The organism is Latilactobacillus parasakei (genome assembly GCF_049674265.1).
Classification (GTDB): Bacteria; Bacillota; Bacilli; order Lactobacillales; family Lactobacillaceae; genus Latilactobacillus; species Latilactobacillus sakei.
Map to the genome: position 1 here is coordinate 2,045,721 of NZ_CP186861.1, position 17,367 is coordinate 2,063,087.

Below are 17,367 nucleotides of genomic sequence, written 5' to 3' on the forward strand. Positions count from 1 at the left end.
TTCAATGGGAAATACGAAACGCGGGCCTAAGAACCCAGCACCACAAGAATGGTTATCTGAAGAACTAAGTCAGGATTATATTGCGGATTACAAACCATTTAATTTTGTTGATGGTGAAGGTGTCCGTTGTAGTTTGTATGTCAGTGGCTGCTTATTTGCCTGCCCAGGGTGTTACAACCGAATCGCCCAGAATTTTAAATACGGTCGGCCCTATACCAAAGAGTTGGAAGACCAAATCATTGACGATCTTGGTCAACCGTATGTTCAAGGGTTGACGTTACTGGGGGGCGAACCTTTCTTAAATACAAAAACGTGTTTATCATTGGTTGACCGTATTCATGAGACGTACGGTCAAACCAAGGATATTTGGTCGTGGACTGGTTATACTTGGGAAGAATTAATGCTCGAGTCACCCGATAAACTGGAATTGTTATCGCAAATCGATATTCTAGTGGACGGTCGTTTTATGCAAGATAAGATGGATTTAACCTTACAGTTTAGAGGCAGCAGTAACCAACGTATTATCGATGTACCGAAATCATTGGTTGCTGGTAAGCCCGTTATTTGGGATAAATTAGTCCGTTAACGATGCATCACTAATAAAAAAATAACATTTTATTTTAAGAGAATGGTATATACCGTATAAATTAAAAAAGAAGCATCAACTCAGGATTTAAGTGAGTTGGTGCTTCTTTTGGTTATTAGTGAAAACCTTTCTAATTTAAGCTTTTTAGTATGGTTATTATTTGACAACGCTTACATAAGCCGTTATGATAATACTTGTAATAGCAATTATACAGGCTTTTAAATAACAGGACAGGGAGTGAGATTTATGGATTCATTTATCAGTTTCATGGAGAAACGATTCTTACCAGTTGCCGCTAAAGTTGGGAACCAAAGACACCTAATTGCCATTCGGGATGCCTTTGTGACAACAATGCCGTTGATGATCTTAGGTGCCTTTGCGACCTTACTCAATAACTTACCAATTCCGGCATATACCAATTTCATGAATAGTGTTTTCTCAAAGACAGTTGGTACCGGCGCGGACAAAGCTTATATTTGGACTAAATTTGGGGGGAACGCTTGGAGCGGGACATTTGCTATCTTGTCAGTCTTCATCGTTTTCCTAGTTGCCTATAACTTAGGTAAGTCTTACGATGTTAATCCACTAGCATCAGGTGTCACAGCATTAGGTTCTTTCTTTGCTGTTGGTGGCTTGGCTGGCATGGATTCAATGGGCTTATTCGTGGCCTTAATTGTCGCAATGATTTCAACTGAAATCCTCAGACGCTTATTAGGTAACAAACACTTAGTGATCAAGATGCCTGATGGGGTACCACCTGCAGTTGCTAAATCATTCGCTGCTTTATTACCATCAATGATTACAATTTCTATTTTTGCATTATTCGCAACAATTTTATTAGGTTTTGGTATCGAAAATATCGTGACATCATTCTACAAAGCCGTTCAAGAACCATTCCAAGGGCTTGCAAACAGCTATCCTTCAGCTTTATTATTAGCATTCATTACACCATTCTTGTGGTTCTTCGGGTTACACGGTGCCAATATGATCGAACCATTCATGCAAACCATCAATGCACCTGCTATTACAGCTAACATCACAGCAATCAAAGCAGGTAAAGTGGCCCCTTATATCGTTAACAAACCATTCTTTGATTCATTTGTTAACTTAGGTGGTACAGGCGCAACATTAGGTTTGATTTTCGCAATCTGGTTAGTTGGTCGCAAGAACAAACAATACATGATTGTTGGTAACTTAAGTGCCGCACCTGGCGTTTTCAATATCAACGAACCATTAACATTCGGCTTACCAATTGTGTTAAATCCAATTCTATTCATTCCATATATTGTGACACCAATGGTCTTAGTGACAATTGCTTACTTTGCAACGAGCACAGGGTTAGTGCCAGCAGCAACCATCATGCCACCTTGGGTAACACCACCAATTATCGGCGGGATTATGGCAACTGTTAGTTGGCAAGGCGGGGTTTTAGCCGCAGTTAACTTACTCGTTTCAACGATTATCTACTTGCCATTTATCAAGATTGCCACATCAATGGCATTAAAAGAAGAAGCTGCTCGCGAACAACAAGAAGCTGCCTAATAAAAAAGGAAGACGCTAAGCGTCTTCCTTTTTTTAGTTTGTAACTGATTTATTTTCCGTAATTTGACCGGCAGTAACATCCGTCAAATAGTTGATACTAGCGCTCATACCGACGATTGGAGCATCTGCTTTAGTGGTGATTGTTGAAGCAACCTCGCCAGGATATTTGGCATCCATTTGCTTGAAAATCGTGATACTTTGTTGCGGTAACTCTTTTTCAGAGACTTGGTCGCTTGTTTTTTGGTAGTCGGTCGCAAGACCTTCGCCAATGCGAACTAATTTTTGATTGTTAACAAAGAGGTAGAGGTACCCGATACTATCGCCACTGGCAACTGATTTACCAGTGAGTTGGTAGCCAGCTTTGGCTGCAGAACTTTGCTGATCGGTGAACATCGCGCTTTTTCTAAGGGCGGCGGCCGATTCGGAAGCCAGCGATTGAATTGCGGAGCGTTCATAACTGTCATAGCGTTGTTGATAGAGGTAGCCGTCTTTGACGAGTACTTTGCCGCTATCGTTAGCGCTGGCCGTTGTGCCGGCTGCAGTCCAAGTACCATTTAACTGCGTTAAGGGGACTTGCGTTGTTTTTTGTTGGGTTGCGGTACTATTGAAGACTTCACCACGTTCTAGGGTTTGGGTGTGATCAGTCGTAATGTATTCGATATTAATAGTGTATAGGTGGTCGTCTTTGGCAATGACTGCTTCAGGAAGAACCATCGTTTTAGTCTTTGTTTCTAGATAAATAAGATCATTTAAACTACCGATTTTGAAGTTGGCGCCTAATTTTTTGAGTGTCTGGTTAATTTGGGTAACCGACATGAAATGAAGATCATCTTGACCTTCTTTAGTAACACTTTGTCGTGTTTTCCGAGACCAGGTTTTAAACGATACTTGATTGTAGACCACTGTATTACCAGAAATTTGACCTTGGCCGGTTGTCCAGTTAATTTGGGCATCGCTTCTGGTGGTTGGCGAGATGGTTAATTGCTCAGACACACCTTTGGTTGTTTGTTGTGAACCAACCCTTTTGCTGAAGGTCCAAGTTTGAGTGGCACCTTGGACAATTTTTTCTGTGGTTGGTTTGACGTTAGTGATGGTTGCTTGTTTCGTACTTTTGGTTGACTGGGTCGTTTTTTTAGCTTGAACACCACAGCCGGTAAGCAGGAGTAGTGAAGTGAGTGTTAAGATGATTGTTTTGCGCATGCGTTGGTTCCTTTCGCTGGTTAATGTGCTTATTATAACAGTTGCGCGAGTCAGTGAATAAAAAAATCGGCTAGTACCACCTTCAAAAAGGGGAACCAGCCGATTATATTTATCTAAAATGATTTTCTTTGCCCATCAAACGTTCACCATCTGGATCATTATAGTAACTTAAAAAGGGAAAGAGTAATTTGAAAGTTGCACCATTTCCGGGCGTTGAGCTGGCATAAAGTTCGTGGCCAAGCTTGTTACTTAGCGATTTAGCGAGATAGAGGCCTAGGCCAGTTGAGCGCTGATTGGATTGACGCCCATTTTGGCCAGTGAAGCCTTTATCGAAGACGCGCGGTAAATCTTCAGCGGGAATACCGATACCAGAATCGCTGACACTAAGCCAGACACCTTGTTCATCATGCGCCAAATCAATTGTAATTTGCCCATTTTGAGGCGTGTATTTCAAAGCATTGGAGACGATTTGATTCAGGATGAAGACTAACCATTTTGCATCTGTCAGTACGGTTTGCTCCTCACCGGTTAATTTGAATTGAATCCGGTTTTGGATAAAGTAGTTCCGATTTTGGCGGATGGTTTGGTTGACGAGCGGTTTCAAGGCATATTCTTGAACTAGATAATCCTTTGAGAAACTATCGAGCCGAGAGTAATAGAGAACTTGTTCGACATAGTGTTCGATTTGAACGAGTTCGTCTGTCAGTTGATTAAATTTCTCCTCTGGAATTTGATCTTCAATCGATTCAACCAACAATTGCGTTGCGGCAAGTGGCACTTTGCTTTCATGAACCCAGCCGTCAATGAAGTCTTTTTGGTCTTGTTGAGCGTGCATCAAACGTTCGATGCTTTGTTGATGGTAGTCCAACAGTGAATTAACGTATTTTTGAAAGTATTGTTTTTCAGCTGAGGTAGCGCCGGTTAGTGGCCAGTTGAGTGCCTCTTCTTTAGCGTTGAGGCGCATCTGGATTGTTCGAAACCATTTGCGATGGTAGAGATAAAGGCCAATTAAAAAGGCGCAAAAGAAAATTGTTAATAGGAAATCGAGGTACATCAGCGTTTCTTTGGCCAGCCGCATGTGAGGATCTAGCCATAAGACAAGGTCCAAGACGAACATGCCGCCAAAGAAGAAAACGATGTGAAATAGGTGATCGCGGATGAATTTTTTAAAGGTCATAATTACTCCTTATGGGATGATGTAGCCTTGGCCGATTTTAGTTTGAATATAGTCTTCTAGACCAGCTTGTTCGATTTTCTTACGCAGCCGATTGATATTGACGGTTAATGTATTGTCATCGACAAAACGTTCGTCGTCCCATAACGCCCGTAGGAGTTTTTCACGACTGACAATTTGACCGTGTTGGCGCATCAAAAATTGGAGTAACTTATATTCATTTTTAGAAAGATCAACGACAGTGTCACCAACTTGTGCCCCACCACTTTGTAAGTTAATCAAGAGGCCGTTATGCTCGATAACGTCGGTATTTTGATCGACATAGTTGTAGGTCCGGCGCAAAAGCGCATTGATTTTAGCGATTAAGACTTCCATTGAAAAGGGCTTGTTAACGAAATCATCCCCGCCCATGTTCATCGACATCACCATATCCATATTAGTGCTACGGCTAGAGATGAAAATAATAGGCACTTTAGAAACTTCACGAATTTTACGACACCAATAAAAACCGTCATAGACGGGCAAATTAATATCTAGTAGGACTAAGTGGGGTTTGTCCGTTAAAAAACGATCAAAAATAGTATCGAAATCATCGGGGATAATGGCTTTTAACTGCCATTTCTCTAAGTTTTCAGCAATCAAGTTAGCAATTGTAGGATCATCTTCAACAATCATAATTTCAAACATAATAAGCGCTCCTCAGACATAATTATGTTCATAGTACCGATTTTTAAGTTAAAAGACAACCAACTAAGGTCTGATTAAATGGGTTTTTTGGTAAAACTCTGCTAAAATGTAAAGCAAGTTAATCCGGGAGTGTGACAAAATGACAGTGGTAGCCGTTCAACAAGTTTCTAAAGTTTATGGCCATCGGTTTAATCTGGTGAATGCATTAAATAATATTTCCTTTGAAATTGAAGAAGGGGAATTCGTCGGTATTATGGGACCTTCAGGGGCTGGTAAGACGACGCTTTTAAATATGATTGCAACGATTGATCGCCCGACTCATGGGCAGGTGATGATTAAGGATCAAGTCGTGACGAAAATGCGTGAAGCTAAGTTAGCTAATTTTAGACGTCATGACTTAGGCTTTATTTTTCAAGATTTTAATTTATTGGATTCATTGACGGTCAGAGAAAATATTTTATTGCCGTTAGCGCTGGATAAAATGAGCGTGGCTTTAATTGAAAAACGTCTCGCGCAAGTGACACAAGTTCTTGGAATTGGTGGTTTATTAGACCGCTATCCAGATGAAATCTCAATTGGGCAACGGCAACGGGTTGCGTGTGGTCGGGCGATGATTACCAATCCGACTTTATTGTTGGCTGATGAACCGACGGGGAGTTTGGATTCAAAATCAGCAACCGAACTTTTACGGTATTTAACGGAAATTAATCATCAGGAAAAAACGACGATTTTATTAGTAACGCATGATGCATTTACGGCTAGTTATTGTCGGCGGATTCTTTTCATCAAGGACGGCCAACTCTTTTCTGAGATTGTCCGCAGTGGTGATCGACAACAATTCTTCAACCAAATCATTGATATGCAGGCGACAATTGGTGGGGGAGGTCGCTACAATGCTGTTACGACTCCTCGTTAGAAGTACGATTAATCGGGCCCGCGATTACGCTGCGTACTTGATGGCCTGTATTATGGCGATTGTTGTTTACTTTTGTTTTACAGCTATCAAAACTGATCCGGTGTTGTCCAAACTAAAATCGGCGGGCGAACGTTTAATTTTTGGTGGGACGATTCAAATTGCGAGCATCATTATCATTTTATTTGCAGCCTTTTTTCTGGCGTATGCGAACTTGTTTTTTATGAAAAAAAGGCGGCGGGAAGTCGGAATGCTCAGCGTGATGGGGGTTACGCGGCTACAAATAAGTGTGATATTTTTCGCCGAAAGTTTAGTAATCGGGACGATTGCATTGTTGATTGGTCTGTTTTTCGGAATCTTTTTATCGAAGTTATTTGGGATGTTGCTATTACGGATGATGGGCATCAGCGTCGCAATCCCGTTTTTGATTTCTTGGGGAGCCATTAAGCAGACGACGATTACTTTTGGTTTGCTGTTCTTATTAACTGGCCTATTAAATAGTAGTTTAATTTTTCGCTATCAACTGGTCAATTTATTACACCCTACCGAATTTAGCCGCAAGACGCGCAGACCTAATTGGTTGACGACGATTTGGGGTTTGATAGGTGTTGCGCTGATTGTTAGTGGTTATTATCTAGCGGAGCATATTTTGACTTTGATGCCCTATTTTGAAAAGCGTTATGGTTATGGGATTGATTTTGCCTATCTAGGCATGATCCTGTGGTTTGAAATTATTGGCACGTTAGCCTTTTTTCAAGCCTATACGCAGATTTGGCTCCGTCTTGAACGCCGGTGGAAGCGACTCTATTACCGGGGAACACACTTATTAAGTGTCACGAATTTGAGTTACCGCTTTAAGAAAAATGCGAAGACACTGTGGATGATTACCATTTTGAGCGCTGTTACCATCACGGCACTGGGGAGTGCTGCCATGATCTACACCTTTAATCAGAAGACGATACGTGAAAATATTCCTGCGGATATTATTTATTCTAGATTTCAAAAAGCAGATGTTGAACAGATTTTACGTGAGCAAAAAGTAACACCAAAACGAATAACAACGACGACGTATAAGATTGTCGACGCACAATTCGAAGTCGCAACACCGTGGATAAATGATTCGGTCATGCAAGCTGGTGCGACCGGTGTCTTACCACTATCGCGGTATAATATGTTGATGGCGCGCCAATTCAAGTTACCAGCAACGCAATTGCGGCCTAACGAGGCTGTTGCGATGATTGATTTACCCTTAACGATGATTAAGATGCCGCATCGAAACCGGTTGGCATCTGCAAGTCAACAAGGGATTCCACTTCAAATTAAACAGCCAGAGATACCGCAATTGCGAATTATTCATATCCGACGCCTATATCCTAATGGGGTACCGGTCAATTTTTACGGCGCATTAAACATGGCAGTTGTCCCGGATCAATACTATGAACAAATTAAGCCAGCGGCGATTGATAAAGTTTATGCAATAGACTTAACACCTAAACAGCGGCGGAATAAGCAATTGATGCGTGCCTTTTTTAATTTATCGCACGACACTAAAAAACAGAGTTATCTGACAACTACTAGAAATGAAAATGGCTTCAAACGCTACCGGGTGACAACAAAAGCAGGTTCAAATGGCATTGAGCGAGCTGATTTATTATTACGCAAACCTAATCAGGACCGTGCGAATGCCAACTTTGGGTTTTATATGTATATTGCCTTATTTATTGCGTTGACATTTATGCTGGCGACCGGAAGTATTATCATGCTGAAGCAGTTATCAGAAGCTCAGGAGGAGATTTTACAGTATAAGACTTTAAAACGAATTGGGATGACCTATTCGGAAATTAAGCGGACGATTTATTTCCAAATCCTGATTATCTTTTTACTACCCATTATTCTGGGGACCTTGCACGCAGTTTTTGCGATTCGATTATTGAGTTTGTTTTTGGATAATCCTGGGTTACAATTAGTCTATATTGTGTGTGGCATTTTTATCATGATTTATTTTGTATTCTATCTTGTGACTGCTGAAATCTACAATCGTATCGTCAACATACCGTTAAATGACGATGCACTATATTAAGCTCGGAGGAAAATTTTTTGCAATTGAGAACTTATCGTGCAACTGCGCGGCAACTATTAAAAGGCCACTGGCAGATGATGGCCACTTTAGTAATCATCTGGCTATTAGTCGAAATGGGAACCGATGCATTGTTACAAGGCTTATTCGAGACCAATTCATTTGGTTATCAAATGTTAAACACGTTTGCCAACTATTTATTCTATTTTATCTTTTTAAACGCCGTCTTTTTAGCGGCTTATAAATTAACGATTAAAAAAGAAACGCGTCTCAGTGATACATTCGTATTGTTCCGACCACCGTTTTATACGCATCTAGTGATTTTGAATTTCATTCAACAGTTACTTAATTGGGCCTTAACACTGATTGGCCTAGCACCGTTTCACCAGTTAATCGGCTGGCAGAGGGTTTTCCGTTACACGTATAATGGCATCACGTCAATGGCACCTTATATTATGCAGATTAGTCAGAATCCAAAACAATATACGGCTGTGCTAGCATTCTTGTTGGTGATTCTAGCAATCACATTCTTGCAACCATTAATTTTGATGTATTATCAAATCTTAGTGCTAATTAAATTTGATTTTCCACAGGTTTCAATGCGGATGCTACTATCCTTGTCAGTCCTGATTTTAAAAGGCCACTGGCTGAAATTATTAGGATTAGGGTTATCATTTATTGGCTGGGAATTGTTGGTCTACTTGACGGCTGGCATTGGGTTTATCTGGTTCTATCCATATTTAATCGTCAGTGTGACGGCCTTTTACCAAGATATCAAGCAACAACGCATTCAAATTATTCAATAGCAAAAAAGGATTGGCTAACATGCCAATCCTTTTTTGCTGCTTAAAAAACGCTAAATATTTAAAAACAAGGGTGCAATATAATTGGCTAGTGAGCTACTATAGAGGAAGATAGAAAGGTGGTTCATTAAAATGGAATTAACAGTTTTAGGTTATTATGGCGGTTATCCATACGCGGGGGTCGGCACAAGTAGTTATCTCTTAACGAGTGGCGATTATCATTTATTACTCGATTGCGGGAGCGGCGCACTCTTGGCACTCGAAAAAGAACTCGATCCACTCCAATTAGATGCCGTCTTATTGACGCATTATCACCATGATCACATTGCAGATGTCGGGGTTTTACAATATTACTGGCAACTACAAGCAGGTCAAAAGAAAGAACCCATCTTGCCAATCTATGGGCATTTACAAGACCCACTGCACTTTGGTAGCTTAACCTTACCAAATGTAACGCAGGGGTTTGGTTATCAGGAAGATACGACACTACAACTCGGGCCTTTGAAGGTGACGTTTAAGCGGACTGAACATCCAGTACCAGCCTTTGCTGTTCGAATTGAAGAAGAAACAACAGGTAAGGTCTTGGTCTTCACAGCGGATACAGCCTACTTCCCAGGATTAGCTGAGTTCTGTCAGGGTGCGGATTTATTGATGACTGACACTAACTTCTTGGCCGATCGTAAAGGGAAGATGGCGCACATGACGACGACGCAATCAGCAAACCTGGCACAGATCAGTGGCGTTAAGCAATTATTGCTAACACATTTACCACAAGCTGTCTCACCAGAGACTTTATTGGCGCAAGCTAAAACAGTGATAACGACAATTCCGATCACAATTGCCGAACAGGGTTTGACAATTAAAATAGACTAGGTTAGAATAGGTCATGTTGTTAGCTTACAAAAAATAAGTTAAATATCATGAGAACAATATGCTAATATAATTTTTTTTAAATGGTAAAGATAATTTTAAAAAAGAGGTAATAGGTGTAAAGTGTGATATGAGCGGAGTGAAACGCTTTTATTGTACATTATAGAACTATTAGTCTAATAGGGATTATTAATATTTAATTAGAAATTAAGGAAATTAACTAGTTTTTAGTAGTCGTTTCGCGTATAATAAGTTCTTGTAAGAGAGAGAATGAGACGGAGATGAGTTATTCATCGCCGCTTTCATAAAAGGTAAAGGAGAGAGACATATGGTTACATTATATACTTCACCAAGTTGTACATCTTGTCGTAAAGCTCGTGCGTGGTTAAAGGAACATAACATTCCATTTAAAGAACGCAATATTTTTTCGGAGCCTCTCAATAAAAATGAAATTAAAACCATTTTGCGAATGACTGAGGACGGCACTGAAGAAATCATTTCAACACGTTCTAAGATTTTCCAACAACTAAATATTAAAATTGATGATTTATCTGTTAATGAATTATTAGATCTTGTTCAAGAAAATCCTGGTCTATTAAGACGACCAATTATCTTGGATGAAAAACGACTTCAAGTTGGTTACAATGAAGATGAAATTCGTCGTTTCTTACCACGCGAAGTACGGGCACTTGAATTACAACAAGCACAATTAATGGCAGGATTCTAACGAAAAGTCGAGGTGGATACCTCGACTTTTTTAGTAGCAAACGAAATCCTTATCTTTTTTTGAATGGAAATGGTTTGATACTTGAATGTTGTGTCCGATACTGGTATGGTAAAGCAAAGAGTAGGATACTGTGTAGGCTATCTATATAGTCTAAGAGAAAGGGGCGTTGTCCCATGAGAATGGAAAAAATCGATGAAAACACAATTCGTGTTTTATTGGAAAATGATGATCTAGAAGAACGGGGTATTACTGGACTTGATTTATTGAGTAATCATAAGAAAATCGAGCGCTTCTTTTACTCAATTCTAGAAGAAGTTGATCAAGATCACGTCTTTGCCAATAATGACGCGGTTACTTTCCAAGTATTACCTAATGAACAGGGGTTAGAATTATTAATTAGTAAGAATTTATCTAATCTCGATTTGAACAAAGCACAATCAGAAATGGTTCAAGGTAAAGACGGCATTACGGAATATATTAAGGATCAACTATTAAAACGGGATACGGCATCTTCTGAAGACGACGAAGAAGAAGACGAAATCGAATCTTATTTAAATCAAGCCGATAATCCAACCAAACAAGTTGTTTTAGGATTTGATACGTTTGAAGATTGGATTGCACTTGCGCAACAGTTGCATATCGAAAGCGGTGTTTCGAACCTTTTTGTCTACAAACATCAATATTATGCACAACTAGTTTTCTTTTTAGAAAATACAACGGAAACATTTGTCCAAGATGATTTAGCGGTCGCTAATGAATTTGGTCATAAAACAAATTACACTGCTGATTTCTTAAGTGAATATGGTCAGAGAGTAATGGAAAATAGCGCATTGGAATTAACACGTTACTATTTTAAAGATTAATTAAAAAGCCAGTTGATGAATAATCAACTGGCTTTTTTGCGTATTTTTTCTTGGGGTGTTTTGATGAAAGTGGCTTTGAATCTTGCTGGTCAGTTGGTGTCTGCTGGAGATGCCTTCTTACTTGGAAGCGGTCAGTATTTTTGCCCGCGGTGCCAAAAGCCAGTTCAACTCAAAGGCGGTCAGCAGACTGTTCCTTATTTTGCGCATCAAACCAAAGCGGTGGGTGGCGGCGGTGAAAGTGACGCCCATCAAACTGGTAAGGTGGCGATTGCAGCACTTGCTAATGCGCTGGGGTGGCAGGCGGATTTTGAGTTGGTTGTTAATCCTGAGCAGAGGGCCGATGTTTATTTAACAAAGCCCAGTTGTGAGTCACAAGTGATTGAGTATCAATGTAGTCCGTTGACGCCGGCGCAATTGTTAAAACGAACGCAGGGGTATCATGCAAGTGGTTTGGCGGTCACTTGGATAGTTGGTGATCGGTTCCGTTTTAAATCCCGCCATCTTAGTCGGCAACAATTGGCTTTTTTAAATTATTGCCCGGCATGGGGCTTTTATCTATTTTGTTACAGCACGCAATTGCACCGTTGGGTCTTGCAACATCACGTCGTTGCGCTTGAATTTCAAGGCTATCAGTGGCAAACACAATACTTTAAATCACATCAACTAGTCGCATTTTTAAATAAAAATCATTTGTTAAAACCGAACAATATTCAGAATATGCCGATTAATTGGCAACGAGCGCGGCTGATGCAACGACTAAATCTACGTGATGAGCGCTTTGTCCGCTTGCAACAGTTTTGTTACCAACAAGGAACGTTACTCCAAAAAGCCCCTGATTGGTGTTTTTATCAATCGGTAGTGCCACCACTTTATCAGCAGAATCAGTTTGAAAGTCGCTTAAAGTGGTGGCTGGCTGAGCAACCCGTAACAACATTTTCGCAGTTTTGTCCCACCTTAAATCAACCGTTAATTGGCCAACAAGCTTTTCGAGATTGGCCAACCTGCAGGCTGCAACAGGCTTTGCGAGCTAAAAAATAAGCGTTCAAGACTGTTTAAAATCTTGGGCGCTTATTAAGTGCTGAATGACGGATTACGACAGTACGCGAAAGGCGATTTTAGTCACATTAGCTTTATGTTTTTGTAATTTTTGGTACGTGTCTTCAGGACTCACTCCCTGAGAACAAACCTCTTTCAAGAGGTCGTAAGAATCACAATTTTCAATCAATAGGCCCGCTTCTGAGTCATCTTTAGAATAGTCAAAGGCAACTGCAGAAGGTGTCATTTTAATATTCATTTCACACGCTAATTGTTGATCGGAATCAAAAACCTGTTTGGTTAAATCGCTGTGCCAATCTTCAAGTAACATTTCGGTGTCTAGATGAACTTTTTCAGCAATTGATAAAACCAATTTAGTATCAAGCGTGGTATCTGGTTGTTGGAAAACTTGTTGAAGTTCCATTAAAAAGGCTTGGCTCTTCTTACTTCCTTGGAAGGTCGCTGCTTTATAAGCTAGGACTGCTTCATAGATCGTACTAAAGACGTGGTTTCTTAAATCTAAGTCACGGCGATTTAAATTTTGAAATTGCATGTAACGTTCAACGTTTTGTAGGTTGAGGACGGGTATGAACTTGAAATGGATGTTCATATCAGCCTCGTCGATAATTTTTAAAAGTGCCTTTTCGGAGTGTAAGCAACGTTGGCCGATCGGGTTAATATATAAAAACACTTCTAACAAAATGGTTCCCCCAAACTTAAGTCTCGTATTGAAAGCTCTTGTCTTACTTTAACAAATTTTTTTGGATTTGCAATTAATTAGCTTTGATGATTTTTAGCACGTTGAATCTTGTTGAGTGGTGTCGTTTGTGTTAATTTAAAACGCGAAACGATGCCTTGGAAGAAAGGTTGGGCGAGTGTCGCGTCGTCAAATTCCAGTTCTAATTCATAGTCAGCTGTCTGATCCGGGTAGGTTGTTTGATCTAATGTCAAGCGACCACTAGGCAGTGTTAAAACTTGCCGATTGGTAGTCGCTTGTCCCCAGATGAAAAGGGCTGACCAATCAATCCCGATTGCTTCTAGGTACTTAGCAATTTGCTGATTAGGCTGAATAGTTTGTTGATCAATCAAATGCTGTGCGCTGGCTAACGGCATTGTATCGGTGATTTCCAGCAAGGTGCGTGTCGCACCAGTCTGGGGTACTTTTAAGGTCTGTTCTGCCTGTTCTTGGTAGAGGCGCGTACGTAACCCCATATGGCGTTGGTACAAACCATTTTGCGGTAGCTCGTAGTAATAGTTGGTCTGGGTAAAAGGTGTCGGCCATGAATAGGCGGCCCGCAGTTGATTGAATTGTTGTTCAGTGAGACTGACTTTAAATTCACGTTCAATGGTCTGTGTCATTTAATAACCTGCCTTTTGAGAATAAGACTATCCTAGCATAAATTTGAAAAGTTGTAATTGTATTTGATTTGGGAGGAATCCTATCTATTCTTTTCCAATATATGTTAAAATAATGCTGTATGTGACAGATTGAATGAGGGGTTATTATGGTCGAAAATTGGAAAAAATTCCTGATGCCTTATGAACAAGCCGTTAGTGAATTGAAAATAAAATTACGTGGTATGCGTAAACAATATCAACAAAATAATGAACACGCCCCAATCGAATTTGTAACGGGCCGGGTCAAACCGATAGATAGTATCAAAGAAAAAATGCAGCGGCGGTATATCACAGAGGATTTATTGGAACAAGATATGCAAGATATCGCTGGGTTACGGATTATGTGTCAGTTCGTAGAAGATATCCACGAAATTGTGGGCTTATTACACCAACGAACCGATATGAAGATTATCGAGGAACGCGACTACGTTTCAAACGTTAAACCCAGCGGTTATCGCTCATATCATATTGTGGTTGAATACCCAGTGCAACTGATCAGCGGTGAAAAATTAATCTTGGCAGAAATTCAGATTCGGACAATGTCGATGAATTTCTGGGCAACGATTGAACATTCACTCAATTATAAATATCAAGGGGAATTCCCTGAAACATTGAAGGCACGTTTAAAACGGGCAGCCGAAGCATCATTTATGTTAGATAAAGAAATGTCTGAAATTCGCGAAGAAATTCAAGAAGCACAACAGCTCTTTTCATACGGTAAGTGGCAGAGTGCTTTAGAAAAAGCGACTGAAAATGAGTCTGAAGGAGATGCCCCAGATTGAGAATAACGGTATATAGCAATGACGGCAGCTCTTCTCGACAAGTGGCTGATAAACTAACCAATAAGTTAATTAACAACGGTTTTACGATGGACGCACAAACACCAGAAGTGGTGATTTCAGTTGGTGGCGATGGGACGTTACTATCTGCTTTTCACCGCTATGCTGATGCGCTAGATCAAATCCGCTTTATCGGGGTCCATACAGGGCATCTGGGTTTTTATACGGATTGGCGGGATTTTGAAGTTGATGATTTAGTAGTCGCTTTACAAGAAGATTTGGGTCAGAGTATTAGTTATCCGTTACTCGAAGTTAAGATTACCTATGCTGATACCAATGAAGTCCAACACTTCTTGGCGTTGAACGAAGTGACGTTGCGGCGTTATGCGGCAACTTTGCGGACTGATGTTTATATCAAAGAGAACTTTTTTGAAAGCTTCCGGGGCGATGGGCTATGTGTTTCGACACCAACTGGCTCAACGGCTTACGGCAAATCAATTGGTGGGGCGGTCTTGCATCCACGCTTAGAAGCGATGCAATTAACTGAAATTGCGTCGATTAATAATCGTGTTTACAGAACACTGGCCGCACCAATTGTGTTGCCTTCTGATGAGTGGTTACTTTTAAAACCTTCACGCACCAGCGATTACGTTGTGACGATTGATCAGTTTACGTTTAAGGATCGACCAATTGAATCAATGCAATTTAAAATTGCAAAAGAAAGAATACAATTTGCACGTTACCGACACACCCATTTCTGGGATCGCGTCGAAGATGCATTTATTGGGTCAAAACATGAAATTTGAGTGGCAATACACAGACAGCGAAGGCTGCATTTTACGCAATTTTTTAAGACGACATGAGATTTCTCGAAGTCAGCTATCGAAGATTAAGTTCTCAGGTGGGCAGATTCTGGTGAACGGTCAGGAAGCCCATACCAATATTAGACTAGTTCAAAATGATGTGGTGACGGTTTATCTAGCGCCAGAGGTTGCGGTGGAACACGTGATCCCTGTCAAGGGTGATTTAAAAATTGCCTATGAAGATGATCACTTCTTGATTGTTGATAAACCGGCTTTTGTGGCTTCGCTGCCAGCACCCAACCATCCGAATAATACGATGGCTAACTTTGTGAAGCAGTATTTAATTGATGAACAAGCTGAAAGCCTCGCGGTCCATGTCGTCACGCGTTTGGACCGTGATACGAGCGGCTTGATGATGTTCACTAAGCATGGGTTTGCACATAGTTTGTTGGATCGGCAGTTACAGTCGAAAGAATTACAAAAAACGTATATCGCAATTGCCAGTGGTGATATGCGCGAGGATTTACCGCAACATGCGTGGATTGATCGTCCGATTAAACGCTCGGAAGAATTCTATATGCGCCGGGTGGTCGGTGAAGGTGGTAAGCGGTCATTGACCGAATATTGGCAAGCCGCTCACGGTGATGGTGCGACACTCGTTAAATTAAAGTTACTAACAGGCCGGACGCATCAGATTCGAGTTCATTTTGCGTCGATAGGGCATTCGCTAATTGGCGATAACCTCTACGGTGAATCTGATGATTTATTGCCACGCCAAGCGCTTCATTGCCGCCAATTGACGTTTTATCATCCATTTGAAGAACGAACAATTACGGTGAAAAGCCCAGTGCCAGCTGATTTTAGTGCTGTTTTAGCGCAACGTCAGTTTGATTTTGATGAAACAACACTCTAAAAATAAGCAAAAGGCCGTGATTTAGCGGTCTTTTTTTGTGTTTAATTTTAATAAAAAAACCTTAAACTTCTAATTTAAGTCGCATTCTAGATTTGAAATTAGTATACTAGAGAACGACTACGTTTCATGGAGGGATGGAGATTGTGTTAACTTTAAATGTGATTAAGGCAATTATTTTAGGGGTTGTCGAAGGTTTTACGGAATGGTTACCGATTAGTTCAACGGGCCATTTAGTCTTAGTAGGTAGTGTTTTAAAAATGGGCGAATCAAAAGCCTTTATGGATATGTTTAATTACGTCATTCAATTTGGGGCTATTTTGGCCGTTGTCGTTTTATACTTCCATAAATTGAACCCATTTTCACCGCAGAAGAATCAATTAGAGCAAAAGCAAACATGGACTTTATGGTTTAAGGTTATTTTGGCGGTTATTCCGTCAGTGATTATTGGCTTCCCATTGAATGATTGGATGGACGAACATTTAATGCAAAACTGGGTTGTCGCAAGTATGTTAATTTTATATGGTATTTTATTTATCATTATTGAAAACCGCAATAAACAACGCACACCCAAATTTGCAGATTTAAATACGTTACCTTGGTTAACTGCCTTTTGGATTGGCTGTTTCCAAGCCTTATCAATTATTCCTGGGACATCACGTTCAGGAGCAACGATTTTAGGGGCGATTTTAATTGGGACATCACGTTTTGTTGGGGCTGAATTCTCATTCTTCATGGCAATTCCAACGATGATTGGGGTCAGCATCTTGAAGATTGGTAAGTTCTTCTATCAAGGTAATACCTTTACCGGGGATCAATCAATCATTTTATTGGTCGGGATGGTCGTTTCATTCATCATTTCAATTATCTCAATCAAGTTCTTGATGGGTTACATCAAGAAAAACGACTTCAAGGTCTTCGGTTGGTACCGGATTATCCTAGGGGTATTGGTATTAGGTGCAATGTTCTTATAAGAGCGCGTTTGAGTGCAAAGTGCGTT

At 40.4% G+C, this 17,367-nt stretch carries 18 protein-coding genes; 13 read left to right on the forward strand and 5 right to left on the reverse strand.

Annotated features, from left to right (window positions below; translation table 11 throughout):
• Nucleotides 1-4 precede the first annotated feature (4 nt).
• Together nrdG and ACPBEH_RS10180 are read left to right on the forward strand one after the other, a co-directional pair.
• Nucleotides 5-586 (forward strand): anaerobic ribonucleoside-triphosphate reductase activating protein, encoded by a 582-nt coding sequence (gene nrdG, locus ACPBEH_RS10175; protein WP_104964389.1) that lies wholly within the window; start codon nt 5-7, stop codon nt 584-586.
• Between the two features lie 246 nt (nt 587-832).
• Complete coding sequence (locus ACPBEH_RS10180) at nt 833-2,128, forward strand: PTS sugar transporter subunit IIC (RefSeq protein WP_085391509.1); 1,296 nt, start codon at nt 833-835, stop codon at nt 2,126-2,128.
• A gap of 33 nt (nt 2,129-2,161) precedes the next feature.
• Here the strand turns inward: ACPBEH_RS10180 and ACPBEH_RS10185 are convergent, their stop codons facing one another.
• The 3 genes from ACPBEH_RS10185 to ACPBEH_RS10195 all read right to left on the reverse strand — a co-directional run bounded on the left by ACPBEH_RS10185 (nt 2,162) and on the right by ACPBEH_RS10195 (nt 5,189).
• On the reverse strand, nt 2,162-3,328 hold the full coding sequence (locus tag ACPBEH_RS10185; RefSeq protein WP_424349095.1) for a hypothetical protein: 1,167 nt from the start codon (nt 3,326-3,328) through the stop codon (nt 2,162-2,164).
• A gap of 109 nt (nt 3,329-3,437) precedes the next feature.
• Nucleotides 3,438-4,505, reverse strand: coding sequence for a HAMP domain-containing histidine kinase (locus tag ACPBEH_RS10190; protein ID WP_424349096.1), 1,068 nt, complete (start codon nt 4,503-4,505; stop codon nt 3,438-3,440).
• 9 nt (nt 4,506-4,514) lie between these two features.
• Nucleotides 4,515-5,189 carry a response regulator transcription factor gene (locus ACPBEH_RS10195; protein ID WP_011375146.1) on the reverse strand — a complete coding sequence of 225 codons (675 nt, stop codon included), beginning with the start codon at nt 5,187-5,189 and terminating at the stop codon, nt 4,515-4,517.
• 139 nt (nt 5,190-5,328) lie between these two features.
• Between ACPBEH_RS10195 and ACPBEH_RS10200 the strand changes: the two genes are divergently transcribed.
• From ACPBEH_RS10200 to ACPBEH_RS10230, 7 genes are all read left to right on the forward strand, one after another.
• The gene (locus ACPBEH_RS10200) at nt 5,329-6,105 is read left to right on the forward strand and encodes an ABC transporter ATP-binding protein (protein ID WP_424349097.1); all 777 of its coding nucleotides are present in this window, start codon (nt 5,329-5,331) and stop codon (nt 6,103-6,105) included.
• Nucleotides 6,083-8,182, forward strand: a complete 2,100-nt coding sequence (locus tag ACPBEH_RS10205; protein WP_424349098.1) for an FtsX-like permease family protein — start codon at nt 6,083-6,085, stop codon at nt 8,180-8,182. Before ACPBEH_RS10200 ends, ACPBEH_RS10205 begins: the two co-directional genes overlap by 23 nt.
• A gap of 17 nt (nt 8,183-8,199) precedes the next feature.
• Nucleotides 8,200-8,985 carry a DUF975 family protein gene (locus ACPBEH_RS10210; RefSeq protein WP_424349099.1) on the forward strand — a complete coding sequence of 262 codons (786 nt, stop codon included), beginning with the start codon at nt 8,200-8,202 and terminating at the stop codon, nt 8,983-8,985.
• Nucleotides 8,986-9,114: 129 nt separating this feature from the next.
• A complete protein-coding gene (locus ACPBEH_RS10215; RefSeq protein WP_310572918.1) occupies nt 9,115-9,855 on the forward strand; it encodes an MBL fold metallo-hydrolase in 741 nt (246 codons plus the stop codon).
• 325 nt (nt 9,856-10,180) lie between these two features.
• Entirely contained in the window at nt 10,181-10,579 is a 399-nt protein-coding gene (gene spxA, locus ACPBEH_RS10220; RefSeq protein WP_011375141.1) for a transcriptional regulator SpxA, read from the forward strand.
• Between the two features lie 173 nt (nt 10,580-10,752).
• Entirely contained in the window at nt 10,753-11,442 is a 690-nt protein-coding gene (locus ACPBEH_RS10225) for an adaptor protein MecA (RefSeq protein WP_035145735.1), read from the forward strand.
• A 63-nt stretch (nt 11,443-11,505) separates the two neighbouring features.
• Complete coding sequence (locus tag ACPBEH_RS10230) at nt 11,506-12,480, forward strand: competence protein CoiA (RefSeq protein WP_424349100.1); 975 nt, start codon at nt 11,506-11,508, stop codon at nt 12,478-12,480.
• Between the two features lie 52 nt (nt 12,481-12,532).
• Here the strand turns inward: ACPBEH_RS10230 and ACPBEH_RS10235 are convergent, their stop codons facing one another.
• Both ACPBEH_RS10235 and ACPBEH_RS10240 read right to left on the reverse strand, forming a co-directional pair.
• Nucleotides 12,533-13,168, reverse strand: a complete 636-nt coding sequence (locus tag ACPBEH_RS10235) for a ClpXP adapter SpxH family protein (RefSeq protein WP_424350070.1) — start codon at nt 13,166-13,168, stop codon at nt 12,533-12,535.
• A gap of 86 nt (nt 13,169-13,254) precedes the next feature.
• Nucleotides 13,255-13,836: a CYTH domain-containing protein gene (locus ACPBEH_RS10240; RefSeq protein WP_424349101.1), complete on the reverse strand. Its 582-nt coding sequence runs from the start codon at nt 13,834-13,836 to the stop codon at nt 13,255-13,257.
• Nucleotides 13,837-13,982: 146 nt separating this feature from the next.
• On the opposite strand from ACPBEH_RS10240, the gene ACPBEH_RS10245 reads away from it, so the two are divergent.
• From ACPBEH_RS10245 to ACPBEH_RS10260, 4 genes are all read left to right on the forward strand, one after another.
• On the forward strand, nt 13,983-14,657 hold the full coding sequence (locus tag ACPBEH_RS10245) for a GTP pyrophosphokinase (protein ID WP_424349102.1): 675 nt from the start codon (nt 13,983-13,985) through the stop codon (nt 14,655-14,657).
• Entirely contained in the window at nt 14,654-15,460 is an 807-nt protein-coding gene (locus tag ACPBEH_RS10250) for an NAD kinase (RefSeq protein WP_011375135.1), read from the forward strand. Before ACPBEH_RS10245 ends, ACPBEH_RS10250 begins: the two co-directional genes overlap by 4 nt.
• Complete coding sequence (locus ACPBEH_RS10255; protein ID WP_424349103.1) at nt 15,450-16,370, forward strand: RluA family pseudouridine synthase; 921 nt, start codon at nt 15,450-15,452, stop codon at nt 16,368-16,370. The genes ACPBEH_RS10250 and ACPBEH_RS10255 overlap by 11 nt, the downstream gene beginning before the upstream one ends.
• A gap of 134 nt (nt 16,371-16,504) precedes the next feature.
• Nucleotides 16,505-17,341 carry an undecaprenyl-diphosphate phosphatase gene (locus ACPBEH_RS10260; protein ID WP_424349104.1) on the forward strand — a complete coding sequence of 279 codons (837 nt, stop codon included), beginning with the start codon at nt 16,505-16,507 and terminating at the stop codon, nt 17,339-17,341.
• Nucleotides 17,342-17,367 lie beyond the last annotated feature (26 nt).